This is a genomic window from Streptomyces sp. NBC_00203 (assembly GCF_045206325.1).
Lineage (GTDB): Bacteria > Actinomycetota > Actinomycetes > Streptomycetales > Streptomycetaceae > Streptomyces > Streptomyces lutosisoli.
The window spans coordinates 6790721-6816737 of the sequence record NZ_CP108126.1 but is presented as its reverse complement, the minus strand read 5'-3'; the positions used below and the strand labels follow the sequence as shown (position 1 = coordinate 6816737).

The window sequence follows — 26017 nt, the reverse complement described above, 5'->3', positions numbered from 1 at the left end:
CCGGCCTCAGCTCTGGGTCCCGGACGACTCCCCGCTCGACGCTCCGCGCGGGAACGTCACCTCCACCCGGCGGTTCTTCCTGCGGCCCTGTTCCGAGGTGTTGTCGGCGATGGGGTAGTCCTCGCTGTAGCCGCGTACCTCGAAGGTGATGTCCGTCGAGCCGAGGGCGGAGGCCAGTTGGTCGTGGACCGCCTCCGCGCGCTTCTTGGAGAGGGTCAGGCCATGGGCGTACGAGCCGAGGTTGTCGGTGAAGCCGAAGACTCGGACGGTCGTCGCGTTCTGGGCCTTGATCTCGTCCGCGATCGCCTGGATACGGGAACGGGCGTCCGGGTTCAGCTTCGAGCTGTCCTTGGGGAAAAGCACCTCTGCTTGCAGCGCGAACGTCACGTCCGAGTTGGTGTCCTCGCGGCGCTCCTCACCGCCCAGGTCCTCCACCACCGACTTGATGTCCAGGACCTTGGCGGGGGCGAGGGTGGCGCCGTCGGCGAGTTTGAGGCCGGGGCTGGTGGCGTCGACTTCCGGGGGCGGGGATGTCGTCACGCTGCCCGGGGGTGCGCTCGGGTCGTCGTCCGCGTACGCCGGGGCGCCGGGGAAGCCGAGGGTGAGCAGTACGACTACGGCTGTGAGCGTTGTCGTGGTGGTGCGGCGGGGTAGGGCCATGGGTCAGCCCTCGGAGATTTCGATGGAGGCGGGGGGCATGGAGCCGACTTGGAAGTCGACCTTGGTGGTGTCGGAGGGGGGCGCTGGGAACTGGGCGAACCACTGAGCGGTCGCGCCCTGGCGGACGCCGCCGGTGAACTGCGTGCACAGGCAGCGGCCCGAGGTGTCCCGGAGGATGAAGTACCTCTTCTTGCCCTTCTGGTCGATCAGGCTGGCGCCGGCGATGGAGGCGCCGTTCTTGGACAACTCGCGCTCATCGCCCCGCCAATTCGCCGCGATCCAGGTGTTGTCCGTGTTGTTCGTGACCGTTCCCTCGACGGTCACGAAGCCTCCCTCGTCGCGCTTGGCGGACGTGACCGTGAGCGTCAGACCGTTCTCGCCCTTGACCTCGGCGAGCACCGTGTCGGACTCCGGCGCCTTTGACTCCGACTTGCCGCCATCGCTACTGCTCTGCGTGGCAGCCGACGGAGTCGATGCTCCCTTGTCGGAGTTCCCGTCGTCTCCCCCACCGCAGCCGGCCACCGTGAGGAGCAGCCCAGTCGTGATCGCCACCGCGCTCAGCGCCCTACGGCCCTTCATGGTGTGCCGAAAGTCCATCAGTACGGCTTCCTCTCACTCGGCCAGATGCACGGAGAACAGCACGGACGCATCCGGAAGGTCGTCCGGGTTGAAGTCTCCGGGGTCGATGTTCACGATCTCGCCGTCGCAATCGAGTTCGACGGGCTTCTTGGGATCCGCGTTCAGATCGAAATCACAGCGCGGCTGGATGACGGCTATGGCATGGGCCTTCGCCTGCATGCCCTCCGTGCCGGGAATGATCGAGTCGCCGACCGTGTAGTTGGTCTGGATGTCGGCCTGATACCCGGGATAGCCGTTCCTCATGACGGGCTGTACGCCCTGGAGGGTCGAGTCGTTCTCAGCGGCCAGCTGCTGAGCCGCGGCAGCCGTCCCCGCCCCCGCGGGGTCCTGCTTGCCGTCGAGCCAGTCCAGCCAGTTGTTGTCCTGGCCGATGGCGACTTGCAGGCCGTCCACCAGCTCGTCACGGGCGTCCTGTGCCGCCGCCAACGCCGCAGCGTCCGCCGCGGATTGAGCTCCATTGCGGGCGGACGCTGCTTGGGCGAACGCGAAGAAGGCGAACGCGGCGAAGAGCAGAATCCCCGTCAGCCAGATGTAGATCGGGAGGGTCTGCCCTCGGTCGCTCCGCAGTCCTACGAAGGTCAGCCGCCGATCACGTCCTGGACCGCGTTGAGGATCGCTGTGGAGATCAGGCCGTCCAATCCGAGGCTGTCGATCAACGTGAAGATCCCCGCAATGATGATCATCAGGCCCGCATACTCCACGAACCCCGCCCCCGCGTCCCGCCCACGCCCCCGCATCCGAGAGACAACGGTCCGCCTCCACCCACTGAACCCGCTCATCGTCACAGCCCTCCCACCCGACGCCACCACCAACCCGAGCACCGTACGTGAGAACACCCTCACTCCGGGTGGGCCCAGGGACCCAACTTCTCGTTCCCGTAGGCGGAGTCACCAGCTCCACCCCTCGCGGGCCGTGCCCAGCCAGTGGGCGATCGCTTCGCTGCGTGAGGAACTGTGCAGCTTTGCGAAGATGCGGTTGATGTGGTTCTTGACGGTCTTCTCGCTGATGAAGCAGGTGGCGGCGATTTGGCGGTTGTTCATGCCGGCCGCGATGAGGTCCATCACCTCCACCTCCCTTGAACTCAGGCCGAAGTCGGGCTGATTGGGGGCGCGGCGGTGGAGTCCCGCCGCGTGTACGGGTCGAGCCTTTGACGACTGTGCCATAAATGGTTGCAGATGCGAAGCACTTTCGTTCGGTTCGTGCGAAACTCCGAGTGAATTCATGACAGTTGGCCGCCCGTGGCGCAGGGCGCGCACCGCCGTGATCAGTTCGGGGGCCGTGAACTCGCCGTGGACCAGGTAGCCGGACGCACCTCGGCGCAACGCCTCCGCCACGACCTCGGGTTCGCGGCTGTACGTCAGCATCATCACGGGGGCCAGGCGGGCCAGTTCGGGCAGTGCGGTCAGGCCGTCGGTGCCGGGCATGCGGACGTCCAAGAGGACGACGTCCGGGGTGAGGCGGGTGGCCGAGGCCAGAGCTTCCTCGCCGTCCGCCGCCGCCGCGACTACCTCGATGTCCGGGTGGCCGCCGAGCAGCGCGGTCAGGCCGGCCCGGACGACCGGGTTGTCGTCGGCCACGAGTACACGCAGGGGCGGGCCGGTAAGTGCCTGGTCAGGCATGTGCGGCCTCCTCTTGGGGGGTGTGGGGAGTGGGGGGAGCCGAGGGTGCGCGGGGGTGGGTCAGGGGGACCGAGACGGCTACCTCGGCGCCGCCTTGGGGGGACGCGTTCAGGTGGATGTGTCCGCCCAGGGAGGCGGCTCGTTCCGTCATGCCCAGCAGGCCGAAGTGGCCGGTTTTCGTCGCCTCGGTCGGGGTCACCGCGGGTGGGAGGCCCACGCCGTCGTCCTGGACCCGCACCGTGAACTCGGTGTCGGAGACGTTCAGTTCCACCGTGACCTGTGTCGCACTTGCGTGGCGGTGCGCGTTTTCCAGGGCCTCCGACACGATCGCCAGGACGTGGTGGGCCGTGGTGCGGGGGAGGGCGGGTGTGGGCGAGTCGTCCTGGTGGATCAGAGTCGTGGGGAGGTGGGTGCGGGACTCGAACTCCGCCGCACGGAGCGCCAGTTCGGAGAGCACATCCCCGTGGGGGGTGGTGAGGTCCGTGTGGCGGCGTAGGTCCGAGAGGAGAGCGCGGGACTCCGTTGCCGCTCTGCGCGCCGCGCCCGCCACCACCGTCGCCTGGCGTTTGAGCGTGTGCGGGTCCGACGCGTCCGCCGACGCGGCCAGCGCCTCCGCCGCCAGGGCCAGGCCGTGCAGCGTCTTCGCCACCGAGTCGTGCATCTCGCGGGCCAGGCGGGCCCGTTCGGACTCCACGGCCTCCGCGACGGCCAGCCGGGAGTTCGCCTCGGACAGGGCCTGGCTGGCCGTGCCGAAGCGGAACATCAGGTTGCGGAGGGTTACGCCGATGATGCCGGCGCCGATGCAGAAGCCCGCGATGAGGAGGGTGTTCGCGCCTGCCCCTGGGCGGTGGGCCCACGCCCTGAACACCGTCAGGAGGACGATCAGCTGTATGCCGGTGAAGACTCCGGAGCCTCGCCAGCCGTACAGCAGGCCCGCGAGGAGGGGGGTGCAGACCGTCGCGTAGGCGAGGGGGGATGCGGGGGACGCCGTCAGGAGCAGGATCCCGCCGAAGGTCAGGTCCACCGCCATCAGGGTCGGGTGGGCGAGGAGGCGGGGGCCGAAGCGGTCCCAGTCCCTGAGCATGGCGTACGAGCCCATGACGCCGAGTACGGCCGCGGCGAGGACCGCGTAGCGGGGTGGGCCGTCCGTCGCGTTCGACATCGCGAAGGGGGCGCCTATCGCTACGGCGGCGAGGCGGACGGCGAAAGCTTGGCGGCAGAGGGCCTGGAGGGCGTTCAGCTGGAGCCTGACGCCGCCCGGGGCCGGGGCGTCGTCCTCCAGGTAGCCGCCGCTGCCCTTGGGCCAAGCCGCGCCTGCGCCTGCTTCCCGGCGCCCGGCGTGGTGGTTGCCCTCGGGGGTGGTGCGCTTACCGGCGCTTGCCGGGTGCCGCTCTCTTTGGGACGGGCGCTGCCCCAGCGGCACGACCGCCCACAGCTGGGACGGCTTCAGCCGCATGATGGCCCGCAGCTGGGTCGACCGCCACGCCCTCATCATCATCGGCCCAGGATCGAGCCGAAGTTCGTCCCCGAGCCCAGGAACATTCCCGTCGCGATCAGGATCATCGTGGCCGGGAGCATGAAGACGAGGGTCACCATGGTCGCCTTGGGGATGGTCTTGGCGGCGCGGCGGCGGGCGTTCTGGGCGTCCGTTCGGCGCATGTCCGTGGCCAGTTGGATGAGGGTCTCGGCGATCGGGGAGCCAAGTTCCTCGCCCTGTTGCAGGGCCGACACGAACTGGGCCACCTGCTCGGAGGAGTTGCGCTTGCGGAGCTCGTCGAAGGCCTGGCGGCGGCTGACGCCCATGTCCATCTGGCGGAGGGTGATGCGCAGTTCGTCCGCCCAGGGGCCCTCGTACTTCTCGGCGACCCGGTCCAGGGCCTGGCGGAAGCCGAGGCCCGCCGAGACCACGACCGCCAGCACGTCCAGGAAGTCCGGCAGCGTACGGTCGATGACCTCCTTGCGTTCCCGGACGGCCTGCCAGATGGCGGCGTCGGCGGCGAGCAGGCCGAAGGCAAACGCCAGGGCAGAGAAGAGGAGTTGGCCGTTGGAGAGGAAGATCAGGGCCAGTACGACGCCGAAGACGCCGTACACCGCGCGGCGGGCGGCGTAGCGGTTCAGCGTCAGCCCGCCGGGGTTGCCCGCCATGTCGATGCGGCGGCGTTTGGCGTCCACGTTGCGGGGGCCCATCAGGCGCAGGACCGTGGGAGCGAAGCGCATGCCCAGGCGGTCGACGGCCGAGTCCGCCTTGGAGACGCGGGATCCGCCGACCTCCAGGGCGAGCTGGAGGTCGCTGGGGAGTTTGGCGTCGGCGCGGATCATGCGGATGCCCAGGAGGACGCCCGCGACAGCCGCGCCCATCAGGACGGCGAGCAGCAACGGCAGCAACGTAACCCCTCCCTCATACTTCGATCTTGCCGAGCCGGCGGATGACGAAGAAGCCGACGGTGTAGAGGCCTAGGGCCAGCAGGACCAGGCCCTGGCCGAGCGGGGAGCCGGTGACGCGGGCCAGGGCTCCCTCGTTCGAGGAGTTGATCAGCACCAGGGAGCCGATGCCCAGGAACGGGACCGTGAAGGCCGTCGCGTTCACCTCGGAGAGCATCGTGCGGACCTCGCGGCGGGTCTCCTTGCGGTCTTCCAGCGTCTGGGTGAGATTGCGGAGCGAACTCACCACCGAGCCGCCCGCCTTGTTGGCCAGGACGAGGGTCGTGACGAGGACGATCAGCTCGCGGGACGGAAGGCGTTCGGAGAGTTCGGCGAGGGCGTCGTCCACGGTGCGGCCCAGGGTCAACTGGTCGGCCACATGGGCCAGTTCCTCGCCCGCCGGGGCCTCCAGCTCCTCCGCCGCCATGGCGAGGGCCGTCCGCAGGGCCAGTCCCGCCGCCGTCGCGTTCGCCAGCAGGCGGGCCACGTCCGGGAGTTGGCTGATGAACGCCTCGATGCGTTTCTGGCGCTGCCAGTTGAGGAAGATGGCCGCGCTCCAGACGCCCAGGATCCCGGCGATCGGGCCGAAGAAGGGGGCCAGCGTCGCGGCCGCGATCAGCCACAGCGCCACGACCACCGCCGCGACGTAGGTGAAGAACTCCCCCGCCGTCACGTCGAGTCCCGTCGCCGACAGCCGCAGATGGATCGTGCGGCCGAGGCGGGTGCGCCGAAGTCGGCGGTCGATGCCCGCGAAGCGGCGTACGCGGCCGGCCGCCGTGCGCAGGGGTCCGCCGCCGGAGAGGCGGTCGACGAGGGCCTGGCGCTGGGCACGCCCCGAGGCGTACGCGTGGACGCCCGCGACGGCGAGTGTGCCGCCGAGGACGGTGGCGCCCAGGGCGAGGAGGGCCGGGTTGTTCATGGCTGCCTCCCTTCTGAGGTGAGGGGATCGGAGGTGAGAGGCTCAGTAGCCGGGTACGTCATCCGATGGCCTGCCTCGTGTCGAGTACGTCGATGGCCTCCGCGACGCCGAAGGCGGGCGGCAGCGGCTCGTTGGCGACGTACAGCTTCTCCGCGATCTGGCGTGGGACGGGAAGGTGCTCGAAGTGGCCGCGGACGACACGGTCCGGGCCGACGGGGCGGGGCACGAAGCGGGTGACGGGCGTGACGCGGAACTGTTCGCGGCCGTGCGAGACGAGCAGCGCGATCTCCGTGACCTTGCGGGAGCCGTCGGCGTGCCGGGAGAGCTGGACGACCACGTCGACCGCGGAGTTGATCTGGTCCTTGAGGGCCTCGAAGGGGATCTGAACCTCGGACATCGAGCCGAGGGTCTGGAGCCGCATCAGGGCGTCCTCGGCGGAGTTCGAGTGGACGGTGGCCAGAGAGCCGTCGTGGCCGGTCGACATCGCCTGGAGCATGTCGAGGGTCTCGCCGCCGCGGACCTCACCGACGATGATGCGGTCGGGGCGCATGCGCAGGGAGTTGCGGACCAGGTCGCGGATGGTGATCTGGCCCTTGCCCTCCACGTTCGGGGGGCGGGATTCCAGGCGGATGACGTGCTCCTGCTGGAGCTGGAGTTCGGCCGAGTCCTCGATGGTGATGATGCGTTCGTGGGACGGGATGAGCCCGGAGAGGGCGTTGAGGAGCGTCGTCTTACCGGAGCCCGTTCCGCCGCTGACGATGACGTTGAAGCGGGCCCGTACGAAGGCCGCGAGGAGCATGAGCATCTGCTCGTCGAGGGAGCCGAGGCCGATGAGCTCGGGGAGCGTGTACGCCCTGGGGAAGCGGCGGATCGTGAGGGTCGGGCCGGTGAGCGCGAGCGGCGGGATGATGACATTGACGCGCTCGCCGGTGGGGAGGCGGGCGTCGACCATCGGGTTCGACTCGTCGACGCGGCGGTTGACCGTCGAGACGATGCGTTCGATGGTCTGCATGAGCTGTTCGTTGGAGGCGAAGCGCAGGGGGAGCTGTTCCACGCGGCCGGCTCGCTCCACGAAGATCGAGTCCGGCCCGTTGACCATGATCTCGGTGATCGACGCGTCGGCGAGGAGGGGTTCGAGGACGCCGAGCCCGAGGGCTTCGTCCACGACCCTGCGGATCAGCTGGGAGCGTTCCGCGGAGGAGAGGACCGGGCCCTCGCGGCTGATGATGTGGCCGAGGACGCGCTCCAGGCGTACGCGGCGTTCGGCTGCCGCCAGGCTGGACATCTCGGCGAGGTCGATCTCTTCGAGAAGCTTCGCGCGGTAGACGGCGACGAGATGGCCGTCCTCACGGGCGGGGCCCGACTCGTCGGGGGTGGCTATGCGGGAACGCAGGCTCATGGCTTCGGCTCCTCCCGGTCAGTCGTCGGTGGGCATGGTGGCGTGGCGGGTCACGGTGTAGGGGCCGAAGAGGGGGATGACGGAGGGGACTGTGACGGTGACCGTCGCGGTGGTGACGTCCGCGCCTTCGGGAGCCGACACGGCCGGGTCGAGCCAGCCGCTCACCGCCGCCTGTCCGGCCGTCGCGCCGTCGCCGCCCTGCGAGGCGACCCGTGCGGCGGCTCGCGCTCCGGAGCCCGCCTGATTGATGCCGTAGCCCACCAGGCCGAGCTGGATCGCGGCCATTCCGATGACCAGCAGGATGGGCAGGAACCCGGCGAACTCCAGGATGGAGACGCCCCGGTCGTCCAGCCGGCGGGACCGGCTGGACCGGTGCGACTGGCTGGACCGCCTTCGGCGGAGTGTCGGCAGGATCATCCGCCGTCCCCCTCCAACGCCGCCCCCGCTTCCCCACTCACATGCCACCCCGCGTCGAACCCCGGGAAGAACAGCGGTACGTCCACCTCGACGCTGGCCTTCATCACGGAACCCGCGGCACCGCAGTTGATCGTGGCGCCCTTCCAGGCGCCGGGCAGGTGCTTGTCCCCCGCCGACGCGCACGCGCCCGCGACGTCGCCGTCGACGGCGTACGCCGCTGTGGCCGCGCGGGCCGCCTCGTCCGCCGCGTTTCCGGCCAACGAGTACGTGTAGCCGTACAGCACGCACTGCCAGAGGATCGACATCACGACCAGGAGCAGCGGGAACATGCCCGCGAATTCGAGGGTCACCGCTCCCCGGTCGCCTCCCCGGCGGCGCAACGCCAGGGCTCCCCGGTCCGACGAGGCCTTACGACGGCGGCCGCCGCCCCCGCCTTCCGGGGCGACCACGAGTCCCAGCTCGCCCGCCAGCGCCCACAGCGCCTGTTTCACCGTCGAGCGGGTGTCGAGGTCCTGGAGGCGGCCCGCGTCCACGACGGACTGGAGTTCCTTGAAGGCGGCGGGGACCGCGGAGCGGGCGACCTTGGTGCCGGTGACGCGTTCGACGAGGGAGGGCTGGATCTCCGTACCCCGTGCGAAACGGTTCACGACGGTCGTCGTCTCCTCCGCCTTGCGGATCTGGAGGCGGTCCCACATGCGGACCATGCGTTTGGCGGCGCGGACGGCGACGACGTCCGGGGTGACGAGGAGGAGCGCCTGGTCGGCCATCTCCACGGCGGCGGCGGTAGCGGAGTTCATCTGGGAGCCGCAGTCGACGACCACCACGTCGTGGCGGGAGCGCAGGGCGGCCAGGACCTGGCGGGCCACCCGGTCGGTGACCTCCTCGCCGCGTTCGCCCTCGCCGGGGGCCAGCAGCAGGCCGATGCCGCTGTCGTGGGTGTAGACGGCGTCCTGGAGCACCCGGGGGTTGATGTCGCTGATGCCCGCGAGGTCGGCGATGGACCTGCGGAACTGCACGTCGAGGTACGACGCGACGTCCCCGGACTGGAGGTCGAGGTCCACCAGTGCCACCGAGCGGCCGGACGCCCCTGCCGCCAGGGCGAGTTGGACCGCGGTCACCGTCGCGCCGACGCCGCCCTTCGCGCCGGTCACCGTGACGACGGTGCCGCCGGGGCCCGCGTACAGCTCGGGCGTGCCGCTGCCGAGGTGGCGGCGCATGCCGAGGGACCACGCGGCGGCGGCCTGGACGCGTTCGGCGAGGGCGTCGTAGCCCAGGGGCAGGCCGATGATGCCGCGGGCGCCGGAGTCCATGGCGCCGGTGAGGACGCCGGTGCTGGTGTCGGCGGTGATGAGGACGACACCGACCGCCGGGAAGCGCATCACCAGGTCGCGGATCAGGTCCAACGCCGGTACCGGGCCTATGCGTTCATGGACCAGGACCACCTCGGGCAGCTCGTCCAGGGACTCGGCGGCCAGTCTCGCCAGTGTGTCCAGCAGTGCCGTCGAGTCGGGGACGGGCGGGGCCGGTTCGGCGTCGGCGAGCTGGCTCAGCAGGGTGGTGAGCGCGCGGGCCGAGTCGATGTCGCCGACGGCGGGGAGGATGCGGATGGTCATCGGCACAGCCCCGTACGCGTCGGCCCCGTACGCGGCCATCGGCACCGCCCCGTAGGCGTGGACCTCATGCGCGGCCTCCTACTTGTCCTCGTCGAGGGTGTACGTACGGTCGCCGGGTGCGACGGCCGTGTCGGAGCCGCCCGCGACCAGGGCGAGCCGGACGTGTTCGGCGAACGACTCGGCGTACGCCACGCGTTGGGCGTCGGCGGTGTCGAGCGCGAAGGTGATGGGGACGGCCTGGTTGGCGCTGTTGCGTCGGTCGGAGCTGGACTGGCCGGGGTCGAGCGCGGTGAGCTTGCCGACGTCGATGACGCGGGCGTTCTCGACGATGACCTTGGACTGGTCGGTGCCCTTGTTGTTCTCGGCCTTGAAGGTGGCGTAGATGTTGACCCGCGAACCGGGGTTGATCTTGCCCGCGACACCCGTCGCCGCGTCGATCATGATCGCGATCTCCTGCTGCCCCGCGGCCAGTTCGGGCCGGTCCACGATCATGTCGGTCTGCAGCAGGGAGCCCTTCTCCAGCTGGGTGACCGCGATCTTGCCGCGGATCTGGGAGAGGCTGGTGACGGCGGTGGACGACAGCCAGCGCTTGGGCATCGAGATCTTCTCGAACTGGTCGGCCGACAGCTCCTTGTAGGGCGCGATGTCGCCCTTCAGGCGGTACGCCGCCACCTCCGGGCCGACCTTGGAGTTCACGTCACGGATCACCGAGAGCACTCCGGCGAAGGCGCCCAGGGCGCACAGGGCCGAGAGGACCAGCAGGATGACGCCGCGGCGCTGGCGTGAGTTCATGACGCGGACAACCTCGTTCGTGGGGCGGGGACGGCGGGGTCGAGCGGTCGTGCCTGGTGTTGTTCAGCTGTGCGTAGGTGACCTATGTGGCGCCTCGGGGCAGGGCGCGTACTGAGGAGACTGCCCGGGTGGCGGTGGCCGGAAGCTCGTTCGACGACGGTGGTGGCGGAAGGGGCGCGGCACAGAACCCGCAGCGGTCACCGATGAGTTCGAGGCCGCACCAGTGGCACTCCTCCCGCCGGACGGACGAGACGAGCTGGTAGAGGACCGAGACGTCGTACAGCCCCGCGGCGAACTCGGCGATCCGTGACGTGCCCCACCAGCGGGCCGACTCCTCCGGGAGCGGGACGGTCGCAACTCCCTGGGCCCGCCAGGCGGGCGCGAGCTCGGCGGTGACCCAGTCGGAGGGCGGCTGGCCCGCGGCGACGAGCAGCCGGGTGCCGAACTCGGGCCCGGGCAGCTCCTCCTGTCCGACCTTGATGAGCTGAGGTCGCGGATTGGCCAGTACGGCGAACTGGGCGCCCGGCACCCAGGACTTGGCGTGGGACTTCAGGGACACCGGGACCCGGTCGAGCTTGGCGACCGAGCCGAGCAGGGCGCCGGCGTAGATGTAGTGGGCGAGCAGCCGGGCGGAGGACGCGAGCACCCCGGGGCTGAAGTCGCAGACGGACAGTTGCCGCAACTGCTGGGCGAGCAGGGCGAGTCCGAGCGGCGGAAGGTCGATGCCGAGCAGGGCGATGCGGTCGCTCTCCAGGACGGAGCGGACGGTGTGCAGCCGCCGCGTCACGTCACCGGAGACGGAGGACGGATAGAGCGAGATGACGTACCCGTGCTGCTCGATGAGCGCGTGCATCCCGGTGAGGGAGCTTTCGAGGGTGTCGAGCGGCTGGACGACCGCCGGCGGGGTCTGCCGGTCATGCGGTGGGAGCACCAGGTCGGGACTGGTGACGGCTATCGCGGTCGGCACGCTGCACACACCCCGTTCGCTGCGGCGGGGTGGTCAACCACCGCCTCAGATCGCCCCTGTTTCGCCATGGACCGTCACAGATGGCCACAGATCGTCACTGTGACGTCCTCTTGCATCAGCACCATATCCACGGCATGCCCCGCTCAACACCGAATCTCCGAGATCAACTCACGGAAGGTGGGGGCGTGATCAACGGAGAGTGAGGCGAATATGCCACAACTCGGCACTCCGAAAAGGAGGTTGAGGGCTCAAGAGGTCTTGACAACCCAATTGGTCTGGACCAACTTGTACTTCCAACGGTGGCCACCGTTCCGTATCCCTCCCCTCCCCTCCCCCACCTCTCCCACCTCCCGGAGGACCAGTGGACCGCGTCACACGTATGCCCAAACGGAGATGGGCCGGAGCCCTCGCCGCCATCGTCACCGCATCCGTCCTCTCCCTCACCGGCCTGGCGGGCCAGGCCCAGGCCGCGGACATCAACAACGCCAAGAACGGCGGCTACGAGTCGGGCCTGAGCAACTGGACGTGTTCCGCGAGCAGCGGTACGACCGTCTCCTCACCGGTGCACGGCGGCTCGGCCGCGCTGAAGGCCACGCCCGCCGGGCAGGACAACGCCCAGTGCACCCAGTCCGTCGCCGTCAAGGCCAACTCGACGTACACGCTGAGCGCCTGGGTGCAGGGCGGGTACGCCTACCTCGGCGTGACGGGCACGGGCACGACGGACGTGTCGACCTGGACGCCCGACTCCTCCTCCTGGAAGCAGCTGACGACCACCTTCACCACGGGCGCGTCGACGACCTCGGTGACGGTGTACACGCACGGCTGGTACGCGCAGGCCGCCTACTACGCGGACGACCTGTCGGTGTACGGCCCCGACGGCGGCGGTGGCACCGACCCGGCCCCGACCGTCCCCGCGACCCCGGCCGGTCTGGCCGTCTCCTCCACGACGTCGTCGTCCGTCTCGCTCTCCTGGAGCACGGTCTCGGGCGCGACCGGCTACAACGTCTACCAGGGCGGCACCAAGGTCCAGTCGGTGACGGGGACTTCGGCGACGGTCACCGGTCTGACCGCCTCGACCTCGTACTCCTTCCAGGTCACGGCGACCAACTCGGCCGGTGAGTCGGCGAAGTCGTCGGCGGTCACCGGCACGACGACCGCGTCCAGCGGTGGTGGCGGCGGAACGGTTCCCGCGCACGCCGTGACCGGCTACTGGCAGAACTTCAACAATGGCGCGACGGTCCAGACGATCGCCGCCGTGCAGTCCCAGTACGACATCATCGCGGTGGCCTTCGCGGACGCGACCTCGACACCCGGCGCCGTGAGCTTCACCCTCGACTCGGCCGGGCTCGGCGGCTACACCGTCGACCAGTTCAAGGCGGACATCAAGGCCAAGCAGGCCGCCGGCAAGAAGGTCATCATCTCCATCGGCGGCCAGAACGGCACAGTGTCGGTGAGCGACTCGGCGTCCGCGACGAACTTCGCCAACTCCGTCTACTCCCTGATGCAGACGTACGGATTCGACGGCGTCGACATCGACCTGGAGAACGGCCTCAACGCGACGTACATGTCACAGGCCCTGCGGTCCCTGTCCTCGAAGGCCGGGTCGTCCCTCGTCATCACGATGGCCCCGCAGACCATCGACATGCAGTCCACGTCGAACACGTACTTCCAGACGGCCCTGAACATCAAGGACATCCTCACCGTCGTCAACATGCAGTACTACAACAGCGGTTCGATGCTCGGCTGCGACGGCAAGGTGTACTCGCAGGGCTCGGTCGACTTCCTGACCGCCCTCGCCTGCATCCAGCTGGAGGGCGGCCTCGACCCGTCCCAGGTGGGCCTCGGCCTCCCCGCCTCCACCAGCGGCGCGGGCAGCGGCTACGTCTCCCCGACGATCGTCAACAACGCCCTCGACTGCCTCGCCAAGGGCACCAACTGCGGCTCCTTCAAGCCGTCCAAGACCTACCCGACCCTGCGCGGCGCGATGACCTGGTCGACGAACTGGGACGCGTCGGCGGGCAACGCCTGGTCGAACTCGGTGGGTCCGCACGTGCACGCGCTGTAGGCACAGGGACAGCCTTCGGCATGGCATAGGCATCGGACAGCTCCTCCTTCACCCCGCTCCTCGCATCCGCGGCGAGCGGGGTGAAACATTTCCGGGGGGCCGGCGCATCTATGAAGTGACGACGGTGGCCGTGGCGCGGGGCGGGGGGACGCATGAGGCAGATCCGTGCGGACGGGTATCCGGAGTTCGCGGCGGCCCGCGCCGGACATCTGTACCGCTCGGCCTGTCTGCTCACCGGCGGCGACACCCATCTGGCGGAGGATCTCGTCCAGGAGGCACTGGGGCGGATGTACGTCAGCTGGGGGCGGGTGTCCCGCAGCGACAACCCGGCGGCGTACGCGCAGACCGTGCTCACCCGTACCTTCCTCGCCCATCAGCGGCTGCGCAGCAGCAAGGAGCGGGCGACCGACGTGCTTCCGGACGTCCCCGACCCGGGCAGCGCCGCCCGTGACACGCCCCTGCGGCTCACCCTGGTCGAGGCGCTGCGCCGGCTGCCGGCCAAGGACCGGGCCGTGGTCGTCCTGCGCTACTGGGAGGACCGCAGCATCGAGGAGACGGCCGACGCCCTGCACACCAGCTCGGCCGCCGTCCGCACCCGCTGCGTCCGCGCGCTGGCCAAGCTGCGGGTCCTGCTGGGCGACAGCCTCAGCGAACACGCGACGCCCTGATCGCTACCGCTCTGCTTCCCGTCTTCTCCTTGCCTTCTTCCCGCTCCCCCTCCGGCCTTCTGAAACGGTGGTTTGCCATGCATGTCGACGACTCCCCCGCCGAGGACTCCCGCTTCGAGGACCAACTCGGCGAAGCCCTGCGTCACGCGGGCGACGGCTTCGAGACCGACCGGCGGGCGCTGGCCACCGCTGGGGAGGCACGCGGCCGAAGGCTCCGGCTGCGGCGCCGGATGGCGGTCACCGGAAGTGTGGCCGGGCTCGCCCTGGTGGGAGTGGGCGGGGCGCTGCTGGTGCCCGGGGCGGACGGCGGGGAAGGGCGGGCTGCCGCGGGCCCGCCGAAGGTACGGTCCGGCGTCGACGCCGGCACTGACGCCGACGCCGACGCGACCGGGGTGTCGGGTCCGGAGCTCCTCAAGATCCTCAAAGGGCTGCTCCCCGAGGGTGAGTTCAGCAAGGAGGAGACCCGCCCGACCGACGCCCCCGTCGGCCCGTACATCCATCTCGTCTACGACGACGGCCGCGGAAAGGCTGCCATCGAGGTCGGACTGGGCCGGATCGACCTGAGCGGCAAGGCCGAGGAGTTGACCACCTGCCCGGACAAGAACCTGGTGGCGTACGACTCCTGCACGACGGACCGACTCACCGACGGCTCCACGCTCATGATCTACCAGGGGTACGAATACCCGGACCACCGCGAGGACACCAAGACCTGGTACGCCCAGCTCGTCACCCCGCAGGGGCAGCAGATCAGCGTGAACGAGTGGAACGCCGCCGCGGAGAAGGGCTCGCCCGTCACCAGGTCCAACCCCCCGCTGTCACCGGCCCAGTTGAAGACCGTGGTCACGGCCAAGGCATGGCGCACGGCCGTCGACACCATCCCCGAGAGCCCGAAGGACACCCTGATGCCGAACGAGCGCCCTCAAGCCGACGGCAAGGCGGTCGAGTCCGCTCTCGTCGCGCTGCTCCCCAAGAGCGTCCAGGTGAAGGCGAAGGGCAGCCAGGAGAGCGAGTACGCCTACGTGGTCGTCGACGACGGCAAGGGCCGGAGCATGGTCCAGATCAACGTGCAGTCCGACATGTCCGACGTCGAGGACCAGCTCTTCGGCTCCGACGCGGAGACCCTGGCCGACGGCACCAAGGTCACGACACGCCAGGAGCCCGGCGAGAAGGGCGGCTCGGGGGTCGTGATGTGGACCGTCGACACCATCAGGACCGACGGTATGCGGGTGGTCGTCAGCGCCTTCAACGCCGGCAGCCAGGAGACCGACGCGACCCGCACCACCCCCGCGCTGACCATGAAGGAGCTGAGGACGATCGCGGTCAGCGGGAAGTGGCGGACGCTGCTGAAGTGACCGATGGCTGCCGTAGGCAGGACAACGTCACGCTCTCACCGACAGCCGTGAAGCCCTCCGCACTCTCATCCTCGACATCAAGGCGGGCAAGGCCGACCACCTGCTCTGAGGGCTTCTGGAAGGGCTCCTAGAAGAACTCCGACCACGGCTGGTCCCAGATCTGCTTCACGCACAGGACCAGGAAGAGCAGTCCGGCGACGGCGAGCATGACGTTGCTCAGCGTCCCGTTGCGCCATTCGCGCGGCGTGCGGGAGGAGTTGAGGAGCCAGATCAGGGTGAGGGCGAGGAAGGGGAGGAAGGCCGCGCCCAGGACGCCGTACAGGATGACCAGGCGGAACGGCTGGCCCTGGAAGAGGAGGACGATGGGCGGGAAGGTCAGCCAGAGGAGGTAGGCGCGGAAGGGCCAGGACTTCTCGCGCGCACCCGAGGCGACCTCCTCGCCCGTGGCCCGGCCCCGCGACCGATAGCGCTCCACGAAGTCGGCGAACATCAGGCTCACGCCGTGCCAGACGCCGATGAGTGAGGTGAAGGAGGTCGCGAAGAAGCCGATCAGGAAGAACTTGGCGGTCGCCGTGCCGTACTCCGCCTCCAGGATGTCGCCGAGCTGGATGAGGCCCTGGTCGCCGCTCGCGATCGCCACGTTCGCGGAGTGGAGCAGCTCCGCGCCGACGAAGAGCATGGCGATGACGAAGATGCCGGTGGTGGCGTACGCGACACGGTTGTCGAGCCGCATCACCTTCATCCAGCCGGTGTTCGTCCAGCCCTTCGCGTTGACCCAATAGCCGTACGCGGCAAGGGTGATGGTGCCGCCGACCCCGCCGATCAGGCCGAGCGTGTTGAGGACCGCGTCCTTCTCGTCGGGGAGGACGGGGAGCAGACCCGCGAAGGCGTGGCCGAGGTTCGGGGTGACGCGGATCGCCAGATAGACCGTGACCACGAACATCACGCCCACCAGCACGGTCATGACCTTCTCGAAGACCTCGTACTTGTTGAACCAGACGAAGACGAGGCCGACCAGCCCGCAGATGACCGCCCACGGCTTGATCGACCAGTCGGCCGGGAAGACGTCGGGGAACAGCGCCTGGAGCGGCAGCGCGCTCGACGACATCGCCGCCGCGCCGTAGACGAAGCCCCAGACGACCACGTAGACGACGAAGAAGTACGTCGTCCACCGGCCCAGGCTCGCCCAGCCGTCGAAGAGAGTGCGTCCGGTGGACAGATGCCAGCGGCCGGCTGCCTCGGCCAGCGAGATCTTGACGACGCAGCCGACGACGGCGGCCCAGAGCAGGGTGTATCCGAAGTTGCTGCCCGCGATGAGTGTTGCGACGAGGTCACCGGCGCCGACGCCGGTCGCGGCGACGACGATGCCGGGGCCGATGTACTTCCAACTGGACTTACGAGGGCGGGAGATGGCCTCACCTGACACTGACTGCCCGGACTTCCCAGTGGTCTCCGTCATGCGGTTCAAGAAAGCGTAAAGGGCAGGGCGGCACAAGCGCGCATGCCGCCGCCCGGCCGATTTTCGGCCGGATCCCGCCATCGGCTCTTTGTCGCGTCTTGACCTGCTCATGCCATGGCCTCACGATGAGCGCCACACCCGCACCAGGCACGTCGCCATGAACCACCCCCCGCTCCACTCCCCACATTCCGGAGATCCCGGAATTCCTGGAGAAACAAGGAGACTTCATGCGACTTCGCATACGCGGCAGCGGCAACGGCAGCCCCGACGGCAAAGGCAGAAGCGGGCGGCGCACCGCCGCTCTCGCCGTCCTCGCGGCCCTCGCCCTCGCGGCTCCCCTCACCGCCACGGCCACCGACGCCACGGCGAGCGGAGTGAAGGCCCCCGCACCCTCGTCCGACGACATCAAGCAGTACGAGATCCACCAGAGCACAACTCCCCTGACCCGTACGGCGATCCAGCAGGCCGGGGTCACCGTGGACGAGGCCGACGAGGAGACCGTCGTCGTCTCCGGTCGTGCCGACCAGATCAAGAAGCTGCGCCAACAGGGCTATGACGTCTCGCTGTTGGGCTCGGCACCGAACCGGGCGAGCAGCGCCGACGACGTACGGATCCTCGACTTCCCGACGGCGGACTCGAAGTACCACAACTACGCCGAGATGAACACGGAGATCGACCAGCGTCTCGCGGCGTACCCGAGCATCATGAGCAAGAAGGTGATCGGCAAGTCCTACCAGGGCCGGGACATCGTCGCCATCAAGGTCAGCGACAACGTCGCGACCGACGAGGCCGAGCCCGAGGTCCTCCTCACCTTCCACCAGCACGCCCGTGAGCACATGACCGTCGAGATGGCGCTGTACCTGCTGCGCGAACTCGGCGCGGGCTACGGCTCCGACTCCCGCGTCACCAGCATGGTGAACAACCGCGAGATCTGGATCGTCCCGGACCTCAACCCCGACGGCGGCGAGTACGACATCGCGACGGGCTCGTACCGCTCGTGGCGCAAGAACCGTCAGCCCAACTCCGGTTCCTCGTACGTCGGTACGGACCTCAACAGGAACTGGAACTACAAGTGGGGCTGCTGCGGCGGTTCCTCGGGCTCCACGTCCTCCGAGACCTACCGCGGCACGTCCGCCGAGTCGGCGCCCGAGGTGAAGGTGGTCGCGGACTTCGTGCGCAGCCGGGTCGTCGGCGGCGCGCAGCAGATCAAGGCCGGGATCGACTTCCACACCTACAGCGAGCTCGTGCTGTGGCCCTTCGGGTACACCACCGCCGACACCGCGACCGGCATGACCGCGGACGACGCCGCCGCGTTCAAGGCCGTCGGCCAGAAGATGGCCGCCAGCAACGGGTACACCCCCGAGCAGTCCAGCGACCTGTACATCACCGACGGCTCGATCGACGACTATCTCTGGGGCTCCCAGAAGATCTTCGACTACACCTTCGAGATGTACCCGACGTCCAGCTCCGGCGGCGGCTTCTACCCGCCCGACGAGGTCATCGAGCGGGAGACCTCACGGAACCGGGATGCGGTGCTGCAGCTGCTGGAGAACGCGGACTGCATGTACCGGTCCATCGGTAAGGCGGCCCAGTACTGCAGTTAGGACTGGGGTGAATCGGTAGTCGGGGAACTGCGGGCCGGTTGTGCCTGGTCGCGCAGTTCCCCGCGCCCCTTACGGGGCGCCTTCTTCCACGGCTTCCTCGTCCGCCACGGCTTCCTCGTCCGCCACGTCTTCGTCGAAGTAGGCGTCCAGGACCGCGTCCAGCTGGTTCTCCCACTCCTGGAAGCGGGAGCGGGACTTGGCCTCGATCTCGATCGGGTACCAGCGGCGGTCCGGCGTGTGCACCGTGATGGTGAACCGCTTCCCGAAGCGCGGGGACTCCGTCTCGACGGCGCCGATCTCCTCCCAGCGGAACTCCGCCGCCTGGTCGTCCAGACGCAGGTGTACGCCGCTGTGGTCGGCCTTGATCGAGGCGCGCCGGTCGGAGGCCTCGAAGACGGGACCGTCGGGGTCGGGGTCAGCCTCGGCCTCAGACTCCGACTCCGACTCCGACTCAGAAGCCGAATCCGGCGCGGCTTCCTCCGAAGCCTCCGTCTCGGCTTCCTCCGAGTGCTCCGCCTCGGTCTCCTCGGCCTCCTCGGTCTCCGCGGCTTCCTCGGCCACGGTGTCCTCCACCGCGTCCTTCGGCTCCGCGGGCGCGGGTGACGTGAGCCCGGGGATGTACGCCGGGTTCACCGCGGCGGCGTCCAGGGGCTGGCTCTTCGAACCTATGCGCTGCTCCACAGCGGGCAGTATGGTCGACGATCCTGTGTCGGGAACAGTCGGCCCCGCACCTCATCCGGCACAGGGACCCCACAGGCGAGGTCCGTTGACCGATGTGGTCCTTATTTGTCCAGGTAGTAGCCGAGGACGAGATCGAGGCCGGCCATCCAGTCGTCGCGAACACCGCGGCTCGGCGCCTTGATCTCACAGACGAACGGCTCCTGGCTCTCGTACAGCCTCAGCTCGACCCGCAGGCCCTTGCCGAACCCGAAGGCGGTGGAGACCACGGCGCCGATCTCGTCCCAGGCGAAGTCGGCCTGGGCCTCGCCGACCTCCAGGGTGACCCCGTTCTCGTCGACGGCCACGGAGTTCCGCTGGTCCGCGGCGCCGAAGAACGGCGCGGGCGCACCAGGGGGCGGAGCGTCCGCGAATCCCCCCGGCGGCGTGGCGGGACGCGGCGGGACTCCCACCGGCGCGGGTACGGGCGGCCGGGCGTCCTGTGGTGTCGGGGGTTCCGGGGGAGCCGCGCCGTCCGGGACGAACAGGTCCAGCAGCGCGTCCGGAACGGGGCGCGCCGCCGGTTCCTTCAGCAGGCAGGCGGCCACCGCGTCGCGCAGCCCCGCCGGGACCGTCGACACATCCGCCGGCTCGTGCACGGACCGGTACATCAGCCCCATGGGCGTGCCCTCGCCGAAAGCGCGCCCGCGCGCCGCCGCGACCAGGATCGCTCCGAGGGCGAAGATGTCGGCGGCACCGGTGACGTCGTCACCCAAGGCCTGTTCGGGGGCGAGGAAGCCGGGCGTTCCGAAGGCGTATCCCGTGGCCGTCAGCCGGGTGTTCTCCACGGCCCGGGCGATGCCGAAGTCGAGGACGCGGGGTCCGTCCTCCGCCATGATGATGTTGCCCGGCTTGAGGTCGCGGTGGACGATGCCGCAGGCGTGGATGGCCTGGAGGGCCTCGGCGAGCGCGGCGCCGAGAGACCTCAACTCCCCTTCCCCCATGGGCCCTTGACTGGCCAGCAGGGCGGCGAGCGTGGGCCCGGGGACGTAGGCCGTGGCCATCCACGGTGGGCTGGCGTCCGGGTCGGCGTCCACGACCGGCGCGGTGTGGAAGCCGTTGACCCGGCGCGCGGCGTCGATCTCCGCACGGAAGCGGGCCCGGAAGGAGGCGTCGGCGGCGAGTTCCTCCCGCGCCACCTTCACCGCGAGCGGGCGGCCCGAGCGGGTCCGGGCCAGGAAGACGGTGCCCATGCCACCCGCGCCCAGTTCGCGCTCGACGGTGTACGGACCGATGCGTGCGGCGGCCACCCTCAACTCCCCCTGCCCTGCCTGCGAGAGGGTCACCATACTGCTGGTCAGGCGTGACAGGGGGAGCGGAGGGACGGGGCCCTAGACGAACAGGCTCAGCACCGCCGCGACCGCGAAGCCCACCACCGACAACACCGTCTCCAGGACGGTCCAGGTCTTGAGGGTGTCGCGCTCGCTGATGCCGAAGTACTTGGCGACCATCCAGAACCCGCCGTCATTGACGTGCGAGGCGAAGATCGAGCCCGCCGAGATCGCCATGATGACGAGGGCGACGAAGGCCTGGGAGTGATGGCCCTCGGCGAGCAGGGGCGCCACGATGCCGGCCGTGGTGACGATCGCGACCGTCGCCGAGCCCTGGGCGACCCGCAGGACCACGGAGATCAGGTACGAGAGGACGATCACCGGGAGGCCGACGTCGTTGAAGGTGTCCGAGAGGGCCTGGGCGACACCGCTGGCCTTCAGTACGGCACCGAAGATGCCGCCCGCGCCGACCACGAGCAGGATGTTGCCGACCGGCTTCAACGACGAAGTCGACACCGTCTCAAGGGACTTGCGGGACCAGCCGCGCCGGATGCCGAGCAGGTAGTACGCGAGCAGCAGCGCGATCGTGAGGGCGACGAAGGGGCTGCCGAAGAACTCGATGACCGAACGGCCCGTGGAGGGGTCGAGGGCGATCGAGGAGAAGGTGGCGGCCAGGATCAGCACCAGCGGCGTACCGATGATGCCGAGAACCGTGCCGAGCGGTACGGGCTTCTCGCGGGGCTCGACGCCTGCCTCGCGCTGCTCGTTGATGACGGCAAGCTTCGCCTCGGCGGCGGCCTCGACCATGTCCTGCGGTACGGCGACGAAGATCCGCTTGCCGACCCACGCGGCGTAGACCCAGGCGGCGAGCACGGCGGGGATGCCGCAGACGATGCCCATGAGGATGACCCAGCCGAGCTGCACGTGGAGCAGTCCCGCGGCGGCGACCGGGCCCGGGTGCGGCGGCAGGAAGGCGTGGGTCATCGACAGGCCGGCCAGCAGCGGCAGGCAGTAGAGCAGGATCGACTTGCCGGAGCGCTTGGCGGCGGCGTACACGATCGGTGCGAGGACGAAGATGCCGACGTCGAAGAAGACCGGGATACCGAAGATCAGGCCGGTCAGGCCCATCGCGAGCGGGGCGCGCTTCTCGCCGAAGAGGTTGAGCAGCCGGGACGCCAACACCTCGGCGCCGCCGCTGACTTCGAGGATCGCGCCGAGCATGGTGCCCAGGCCGATGATGATCGCGACATGGCCGAGGATGCCGCCCATGCCGGTTTCGATGACGGAGACGGCGGTGGAGCGCTGGACCGTGCCGAAGAGTTCGGTGACCGGGAGTCCGGCCGCGAGGCCGACGGCTATGGAGACGGCGAGCAGCGCGACGAACGGCTGGAGTCTGGCCTTGATGATCAGGACCAGGAGCAACGCGATACCGAGGGCGGCGACCGTGAGGAGCCCGGCGGTGCCGTCGATGAGGAGGAGCAGGCCGCCGGTGTGGGGTGGGGTCTCGGGGGTGGCCGGTGCTGTTGCTGCGAGCGGATACGACGAGGACAAGGGGGACCTCTGTTTCGTAAGTCCATGGGGCTTTCGGGCAGGGGGAATCGCGGAACGGCGCCCCAGGGATGACAAGGGATGTCAGGTGAGAGGCGCCGCACCGTGATGACGTACGGAGTGCGGGAATTGAAGGAGCGTCAGCTCAGCGGATGACCAGTGATGTCAGCCAGTGACCTCAGCCGAGTACGGCGAGCGCGTCGATCTCGATGAGGAGGCCGGCCGGCAGTCCGACGTAGACCGTCGTGCGGGCGGCGGGGGGCGCGGTGAGGCCCTGCTCCTCGAAGTAGGTGTTGTAGATCTGGTTCATCTCGGCGAAGTGGTCGACGTCCGTGAGGTAGACGCGGATCATCATCGCGTCGTCCCAGGTGGCGCCGCCCTCTTCGAGGATCGCCCGGACATTGGCGAGGGTCTGGAGGGTCTGCTCGCGCAGCGTCGGACCGGCGGGCGTGGGCGGCTTGCCCTCCTCCGCGGGGAGGAAGCCGACCTGTCCGGCGACCTGGAGGATGTTCCCCTTCTTCACGCCGTGCGAGAACTTGGCGGGCGGAGTGGTGTGGGTCTTGGGCGTGAGCGCGATCTTGTCCGTCATGGTGTGCTCATTTCTTCGGGTCTTCCTTCGTGGGGGACTTGCCGGAGTAGTCGCGGCTGATGGCGTCCGCCGTGCGGCGCACCAGCGGGAGCAGCGTGAGGAGTTCCTCGGCGGTGACGACGACGTTGGGCGCGGAGACCGACATGGCGGCGGCGACGCGTCCGTCGGCGCCGCGGATGGGGGCGGCGACGCAGTTGATGGACTCCTCGTGGCCACCCAGGTCGGTGGCCCAGCCCTGTTCGCGCACCGTCGCCAGCTCCTTGAGGAAGGCGGGGGCGTTGGGGATCGAACGGGCCGTGTACATGGGGTAGTCGAGCTTCTCGGCGAGCACGCGGCGCTCGGCCTCGGTCAGATCGGCGAGCAGCAGCTTCGCCACCGCCGCGACGGTGATGGCGACCGGCTTCCCGATCCGCGAGTACATCCGCACCGGATACCGGCTCTCCACCTTGTCGATGTAGAGGACCTCGTTCTCCTCGTACACCGCGAGGTGGACGGTGTGCCCGCACTGCTCATTGAGGCGTACGAGGTGGGGGTGGGCGATCTCCCGGACGTCCAGGTTCTCGACGGCCTCCTGGGCGAGGGCGAAGAGGCGGGCGCCGAGGCGGTACCGCTGGTCGGACTGGCGGTAGACGAGGCCGTGCTCGTGGAGGGTGCGCAGGAGGCGGAGCGCCGTGGACTTGTGGACGCCGAGGCGGTCGGCGACCTGCCCGAGGTCGGCGGGCCCCTCGGCGAGCAGCGGCAGGATGCTCAGCGCTCGGTCGACGGTCTGGCTCATGGCGTACGTACCTCCTCGTCGGCCCGCGTGACGGCTTCGGTCCAGCCGGGGCCGAGTCGAAGTCTCCCCCACGCGTCCTCGTCCAGGGCGGCCAGCCGGTCGGCGTGGTCGCGGGCGGGAGGCTCGGCGAGGTCACCGGGCACGGTGAGGGCGGCGGCGGCCATCAAGTGCCCGTGCCGCAGCCGGTCCCTGGCGGGCAGCCCCCGCAGGGTGGCGGAGAGGAACCCGGCGGCGAAGGCGTCGCCGGCGCCGACCGGGGCCACGACGTCGGCGTGCAGGGCGGGGGCGAAGGTGACCGTGTCGCCGTCGAAGAGGGTGGCACCCCGGGACCCCTGCTTCACGACCAGGGCTCGGGGTTCGGGCAGCGCGGCGCGGATGTCGGCCGGGCCGCCGGTGACCCCCCACGCCGCTTCGGCCTCGTCCTCGCCGACGAACACGATGTCGGCGCCGCGCGCGAGGTCGAGCAGGACGTGCGGTCCCGCGGTGTCCCGCCACAGCCCCGGGCGGTGGTTGACGTCGAAGGAGACCAGCGGGCGGCCGGGCCGGCGTTCGGTGAGCTCGCGCATCAGGGCGAGGCAGTCGTCGGAGAGCGCGGCGGTGATCCCGGACAGGTGCAGCACGCGTCCCGCGCGGACGGTGTCCAGGTCCACGTTCTCCACCGCCATAGCGGAGGCGGCCGACCCGGCCCGGTAGTACGCGACCTCGTGGGCGCCGGTCGCCCGGTCGCCCGCCGTGCGGAAGTAGATGCCCGTCGGGCGCGCCGGGTCCCGTCGCACGGCGGAGGTGTCGACGCCGTACGCGGCGATCGCCTCGACTAGGTGGTCGCCGAACCCGTCGGCGCCGACCCGGCCGACCCACCGCACGGTGTGCCCGGCCGAGGCGAGCACGCACGCCACGTTCGACTCCGCCCCGCCGATCCCCCGCTCGAACGACGGCACGTCGGCGAGGCGCCCCGGGCGGGACGGCAGGAACGTGACCATGGACTCGCCGAGCGCGACGACATCAAGCGTGCCGACATCGACAAAGTTGGGGGTCACGATGGCTGGGGCTCCTCGCTCTCGCGGTCAACGGCACCGTTGACCCTGCGTTGGCTGGGATGTTAGACAGCAGTAAGCGACATACGCAATGACCGTTGCAGACAGTGCAACGCACGCCAACAACGCACGGGCAGCACACCTCATAGCCACGCACTTCATCGCCACGCACCTCATCGCCACGCACTTCACCAAGGAGGCCCCATGGGCGCCGACACCGCCGCAGCACAGCTGGCCGCTCTCACGGCGGACCGCGTCGACCACCGCTTCAAGGGCCTCCCCCTGGACGCCGAGGGCCTCACCGTCGGCGAGCTGGCCGCCCAGCGCCGCAACCTCTTCACGGACGGCTTCACCACCCCCGTTCTCGCTCTCTCCGCCGAGCGTCTGACGCACAACCTCGAACTGATGGAGACGTACGCGGCCCGCCACGGCCTCGCCTTCGCCCCGCACGGCAAGACCTCGATGGCCCCGCAGCTGTTCTGGAGGCAGATCGAGCACGGCGCCTGGGGCATCACGCTCGCGGTCCCCCACCAGGTGCGCGTGGCGAGGCGGTTCGGGATCGACCGGATCTTCCTCGCCAACGAGCTCGTCGACACGGCGGCCCTGCGCTGGATCGCCGCCGAGCTGACGGCGGACGAGAACTTCCGCTTCATCTGTTACGTCGACTCCGTACGCGGCGTCGAGCTGATGGACGCCGCGCTGCGCGGGACCTCCCGCCCCGTGGACGTCGTCGTCGAACTCGCCGCCGGTGAGGGCGCCCGCACCGGCGTCCGTACGGAGGCGGAGTGCGCGGCGGTCGCGGACGCGGTGGGCGCGACGCGGACGCTTCGCCTGGTCGGCGTGGCGGGCTACGAGGGCGAGGTCCCGGAGGCGACCCCCGAGCGCGTCCACGGCTGGCTGCGCCGCCTGACCTCCCTGGCGGCGGACTTCGACAAGGCGGGCCGGTTCACCGGCCTGGAGGAGATCGTGGTCAGCGCGGGCGGCAGCGCCTGGTTCGACGCGGTCGCCGACGTCTTCGCGGAGATCACCGAACTCTCCGTCCCCGTACTGAAGTTGCTGCGCTCCGGCGCGTACGTCTCGCACGACGACGGCCACTACCGCAAGATCACTCCCTTCATCCGTGTCCCGGAGGAGGGCGCCCTCCACCCCGCCTTCCGGCTCTGGGCCCAGGTCGTCTCCCGCCCCTCCCCCGAGCAGGCCTTCGCCAACGCGGGCAAGCGGGACGCGGCGTACGACCTGGACCTGCCGTTCGCCCAGGTCCTCCGCCGGGAGGGCGCCGAACGCCCCGCGACCGGCGTCACCGTCACCGGCCTCTCCGACCAGCACGCCTGGCTCGGCACCACCGAGGAGGCGAACCTCCAGGTCGGCGACTGGCTCGGCATGGGCCTCTCCCACCCGTGCACGTCCTTCGACAAGTGGCAGCTGATTCCCGTGGCCGAGGCGGACGGCACGGTCGTGGACTACATCCGCACGTTCTTCTAGGAGGCCT

Annotated in this window: 24 protein-coding genes; 5 read left to right on the top strand and 19 right to left on the bottom strand. The window is 69.8% G+C overall.

What is annotated here, in order from left to right:
* Window positions 1-6 precede the first annotated feature (6 nt).
* From OG975_RS30630 to OG975_RS30575, 12 genes are all read right to left on the bottom strand, one after another.
* The gene (locus OG975_RS30630) at window positions 7-660 is read right to left on the bottom strand and encodes an OmpA family protein (RefSeq protein WP_406332591.1); all 654 of its coding nucleotides are present in this window, start codon (window positions 658-660) and stop codon (window positions 7-9) included.
* Between the two features lie 3 nt (window positions 661-663).
* Entirely contained in the window at window positions 664-1257 is a 594-nt protein-coding gene (locus OG975_RS30625; RefSeq protein WP_406332590.1) for a hypothetical protein, read from the bottom strand.
* A gap of 15 nt (window positions 1258-1272) precedes the next feature.
* Entirely contained in the window at window positions 1273-1866 is a 594-nt protein-coding gene (locus tag OG975_RS30620; protein WP_406336541.1) for a pilus assembly protein TadG-related protein, read from the bottom strand.
* Between the two features lie 320 nt (window positions 1867-2186).
* Complete coding sequence (locus OG975_RS30615) at window positions 2187-2918, bottom strand: response regulator (protein ID WP_406332589.1); 732 nt, start codon at window positions 2916-2918, stop codon at window positions 2187-2189.
* Window positions 2911-4416, bottom strand: coding sequence for a sensor histidine kinase (locus OG975_RS30610; RefSeq protein WP_406332588.1), 1506 nt, complete (start codon window positions 4414-4416; stop codon window positions 2911-2913). Before OG975_RS30610 ends, OG975_RS30615 begins: the two co-directional genes overlap by 8 nt.
* Window positions 4413-5303 (bottom strand): DUF5936 domain-containing protein, encoded by an 891-nt coding sequence (locus OG975_RS30605; protein ID WP_406332587.1) that lies wholly within the window; start codon window positions 5301-5303, stop codon window positions 4413-4415. The genes OG975_RS30610 and OG975_RS30605 overlap by 4 nt, the downstream gene beginning before the upstream one ends.
* Before the next feature lie 13 nt (window positions 5304-5316).
* Window positions 5317-6258, bottom strand: coding sequence for a type II secretion system F family protein (locus OG975_RS30600; protein ID WP_330307003.1), 942 nt, complete (start codon window positions 6256-6258; stop codon window positions 5317-5319).
* 58 nt (window positions 6259-6316) lie between these two features.
* Window positions 6317-7657, bottom strand: a complete 1341-nt coding sequence (locus OG975_RS30595) for a CpaF family protein (RefSeq protein WP_406332586.1) — start codon at window positions 7655-7657, stop codon at window positions 6317-6319.
* 18 nt (window positions 7658-7675) lie between these two features.
* Complete coding sequence (locus OG975_RS30590; protein WP_406332585.1) at window positions 7676-8074, bottom strand: TadE/TadG family type IV pilus assembly protein; 399 nt, start codon at window positions 8072-8074, stop codon at window positions 7676-7678.
* Window positions 8071-9687, bottom strand: coding sequence for a CpaE family protein (locus OG975_RS30585; protein WP_406336540.1), 1617 nt, complete (start codon window positions 9685-9687; stop codon window positions 8071-8073). The genes OG975_RS30590 and OG975_RS30585 overlap by 4 nt, the downstream gene beginning before the upstream one ends.
* A gap of 78 nt (window positions 9688-9765) precedes the next feature.
* A complete protein-coding gene (gene cpaB, locus OG975_RS30580; protein WP_406332584.1) occupies window positions 9766-10479 on the bottom strand; it encodes a Flp pilus assembly protein CpaB in 714 nt (237 codons plus the stop codon).
* Between the two features lie 82 nt (window positions 10480-10561).
* Window positions 10562-11446 (bottom strand): hypothetical protein, encoded by an 885-nt coding sequence (locus OG975_RS30575; RefSeq protein ID WP_406332583.1) that lies wholly within the window; start codon window positions 11444-11446, stop codon window positions 10562-10564.
* A gap of 379 nt (window positions 11447-11825) precedes the next feature.
* Here OG975_RS30575 and OG975_RS30570 point away from each other — a divergent pair, with 379 nt between their 5' ends.
* From OG975_RS30570 to OG975_RS30560, 3 genes are all read left to right on the top strand, one after another.
* Complete coding sequence (locus tag OG975_RS30570; RefSeq protein WP_406332582.1) at window positions 11826-13511, top strand: chitinase; 1686 nt, start codon at window positions 11826-11828, stop codon at window positions 13509-13511.
* A 152-nt stretch (window positions 13512-13663) separates the two neighbouring features.
* A complete protein-coding gene (locus OG975_RS30565; protein WP_406332581.1) occupies window positions 13664-14179 on the top strand; it encodes a SigE family RNA polymerase sigma factor in 516 nt (171 codons plus the stop codon).
* 77 nt (window positions 14180-14256) lie between these two features.
* Window positions 14257-15531 (top strand): hypothetical protein, encoded by a 1275-nt coding sequence (locus OG975_RS30560; RefSeq protein WP_406332580.1) that lies wholly within the window; start codon window positions 14257-14259, stop codon window positions 15529-15531.
* 127 nt (window positions 15532-15658) lie between these two features.
* Here the strand turns inward: OG975_RS30560 and OG975_RS30555 are convergent, their stop codons facing one another.
* Entirely contained in the window at window positions 15659-16990 is a 1332-nt protein-coding gene (locus OG975_RS30555; RefSeq protein WP_406332579.1) for an Nramp family divalent metal transporter, read from the bottom strand.
* A 227-nt stretch (window positions 16991-17217) separates the two neighbouring features.
* Here OG975_RS30555 and OG975_RS30550 point away from each other — a divergent pair, with 227 nt between their 5' ends.
* Window positions 17218-18594 carry a M14 family metallopeptidase gene (locus tag OG975_RS30550; RefSeq protein ID WP_406332578.1) on the top strand — a complete coding sequence of 459 codons (1377 nt, stop codon included), beginning with the start codon at window positions 17218-17220 and terminating at the stop codon, window positions 18592-18594.
* A gap of 69 nt (window positions 18595-18663) precedes the next feature.
* On the opposite strand, the gene OG975_RS30545 is transcribed toward OG975_RS30550, so the two are convergent.
* The 6 genes from OG975_RS30545 to OG975_RS30520 all read right to left on the bottom strand — a co-directional run bounded on the left by OG975_RS30545 (window position 18664) and on the right by OG975_RS30520 (window position 24474).
* Window positions 18664-19275, bottom strand: a complete 612-nt coding sequence (locus OG975_RS30545; protein WP_406332577.1) for a hypothetical protein — start codon at window positions 19273-19275, stop codon at window positions 18664-18666.
* 101 nt (window positions 19276-19376) lie between these two features.
* Window positions 19377-20561 (bottom strand): serine/threonine-protein kinase, encoded by a 1185-nt coding sequence (locus OG975_RS30540; RefSeq protein ID WP_406332576.1) that lies wholly within the window; start codon window positions 20559-20561, stop codon window positions 19377-19379.
* 81 nt (window positions 20562-20642) lie between these two features.
* Window positions 20643-22133, bottom strand: a complete 1491-nt coding sequence (locus tag OG975_RS30535; protein WP_406332575.1) for a GntP family permease — start codon at window positions 22131-22133, stop codon at window positions 20643-20645.
* Between the two features lie 175 nt (window positions 22134-22308).
* Window positions 22309-22719, bottom strand: a complete 411-nt coding sequence (locus tag OG975_RS30530) for a RidA family protein (protein ID WP_327431318.1) — start codon at window positions 22717-22719, stop codon at window positions 22309-22311.
* A gap of 7 nt (window positions 22720-22726) precedes the next feature.
* Window positions 22727-23494, bottom strand: a complete 768-nt coding sequence (locus OG975_RS30525) for an IclR family transcriptional regulator (protein WP_406332574.1) — start codon at window positions 23492-23494, stop codon at window positions 22727-22729.
* Complete coding sequence (locus OG975_RS30520) at window positions 23491-24474, bottom strand: sugar kinase (RefSeq protein ID WP_406336539.1); 984 nt, start codon at window positions 24472-24474, stop codon at window positions 23491-23493. Before OG975_RS30520 ends, OG975_RS30525 begins: the two co-directional genes overlap by 4 nt.
* Before the next feature lie 258 nt (window positions 24475-24732).
* On the opposite strand from OG975_RS30520, the gene OG975_RS30515 reads away from it, so the two are divergent.
* Entirely contained in the window at window positions 24733-26010 is a 1278-nt protein-coding gene (locus OG975_RS30515) for an amino acid deaminase (protein ID WP_406332573.1), read from the top strand.
* The last annotated feature ends 7 nt before the right edge of the window (window positions 26011-26017 follow it).

Coding starts and splice junctions, on each gene's coding strand:
- OG975_RS30630 (WP_406332591.1), bottom strand. CDS start 660: ATGGCCCTACCCCGCCGCACCACCACGACAACGCTCACAGCCGTAGTC.
- OG975_RS30625 (WP_406332590.1), bottom strand. CDS start 1,257: ATGGACTTTCGGCACACCATGAAGGGCCGTAGGGCGCTGAGCGCGGTG.
- OG975_RS30615 (WP_406332589.1), bottom strand. CDS start 2,918: ATGCCTGACCAGGCACTTACCGGCCCGCCCCTGCGTGTACTCGTGGCC.
- OG975_RS30610 (WP_406332588.1), bottom strand. CDS start 4,416: ATGATGATGAGGGCGTGGCGGTCGACCCAGCTGCGGGCCATCATGCGG.
- OG975_RS30600 (WP_330307003.1), bottom strand. CDS start 6,258: ATGAACAACCCGGCCCTCCTCGCCCTGGGCGCCACCGTCCTCGGCGGC.
- OG975_RS30595 (WP_406332586.1), bottom strand. CDS start 7,657: ATGAGCCTGCGTTCCCGCATAGCCACCCCCGACGAGTCGGGCCCCGCC.
- OG975_RS30590 (WP_406332585.1), bottom strand. CDS start 8,074: ATGATCCTGCCGACACTCCGCCGAAGGCGGTCCAGCCAGTCGCACCGG.
- OG975_RS30585 (WP_406336540.1), bottom strand. CDS start 9,687: ATGACCATCCGCATCCTCCCCGCCGTCGGCGACATCGACTCGGCCCGC.
- cpaB (WP_406332584.1), bottom strand. CDS start 10,479: ATGAACTCACGCCAGCGCCGCGGCGTCATCCTGCTGGTCCTCTCGGCC.
- OG975_RS30570 (WP_406332582.1), top strand. CDS start 11,826: ATGCCCAAACGGAGATGGGCCGGAGCCCTCGCCGCCATCGTCACCGCA.
- OG975_RS30565 (WP_406332581.1), top strand. CDS start 13,664: ATGAGGCAGATCCGTGCGGACGGGTATCCGGAGTTCGCGGCGGCCCGC.
- OG975_RS30560 (WP_406332580.1), top strand. CDS start 14,257: ATGCATGTCGACGACTCCCCCGCCGAGGACTCCCGCTTCGAGGACCAA.
- OG975_RS30555 (WP_406332579.1), bottom strand. CDS start 16,990: ATGACGGAGACCACTGGGAAGTCCGGGCAGTCAGTGTCAGGTGAGGCC.
- OG975_RS30550 (WP_406332578.1), top strand. CDS start 17,218: ATGCGACTTCGCATACGCGGCAGCGGCAACGGCAGCCCCGACGGCAAA.
- OG975_RS30530 (WP_327431318.1), bottom strand. CDS start 22,719: ATGACGGACAAGATCGCGCTCACGCCCAAGACCCACACCACTCCGCCC.
- OG975_RS30525 (WP_406332574.1), bottom strand. CDS start 23,494: ATGAGCCAGACCGTCGACCGAGCGCTGAGCATCCTGCCGCTGCTCGCC.
- OG975_RS30520 (WP_406336539.1), bottom strand. CDS start 24,474: ATGGTCACGTTCCTGCCGTCCCGCCCGGGGCGCCTCGCCGACGTGCCG.
- OG975_RS30515 (WP_406332573.1), top strand. CDS start 24,733: ATGGGCGCCGACACCGCCGCAGCACAGCTGGCCGCTCTCACGGCGGAC.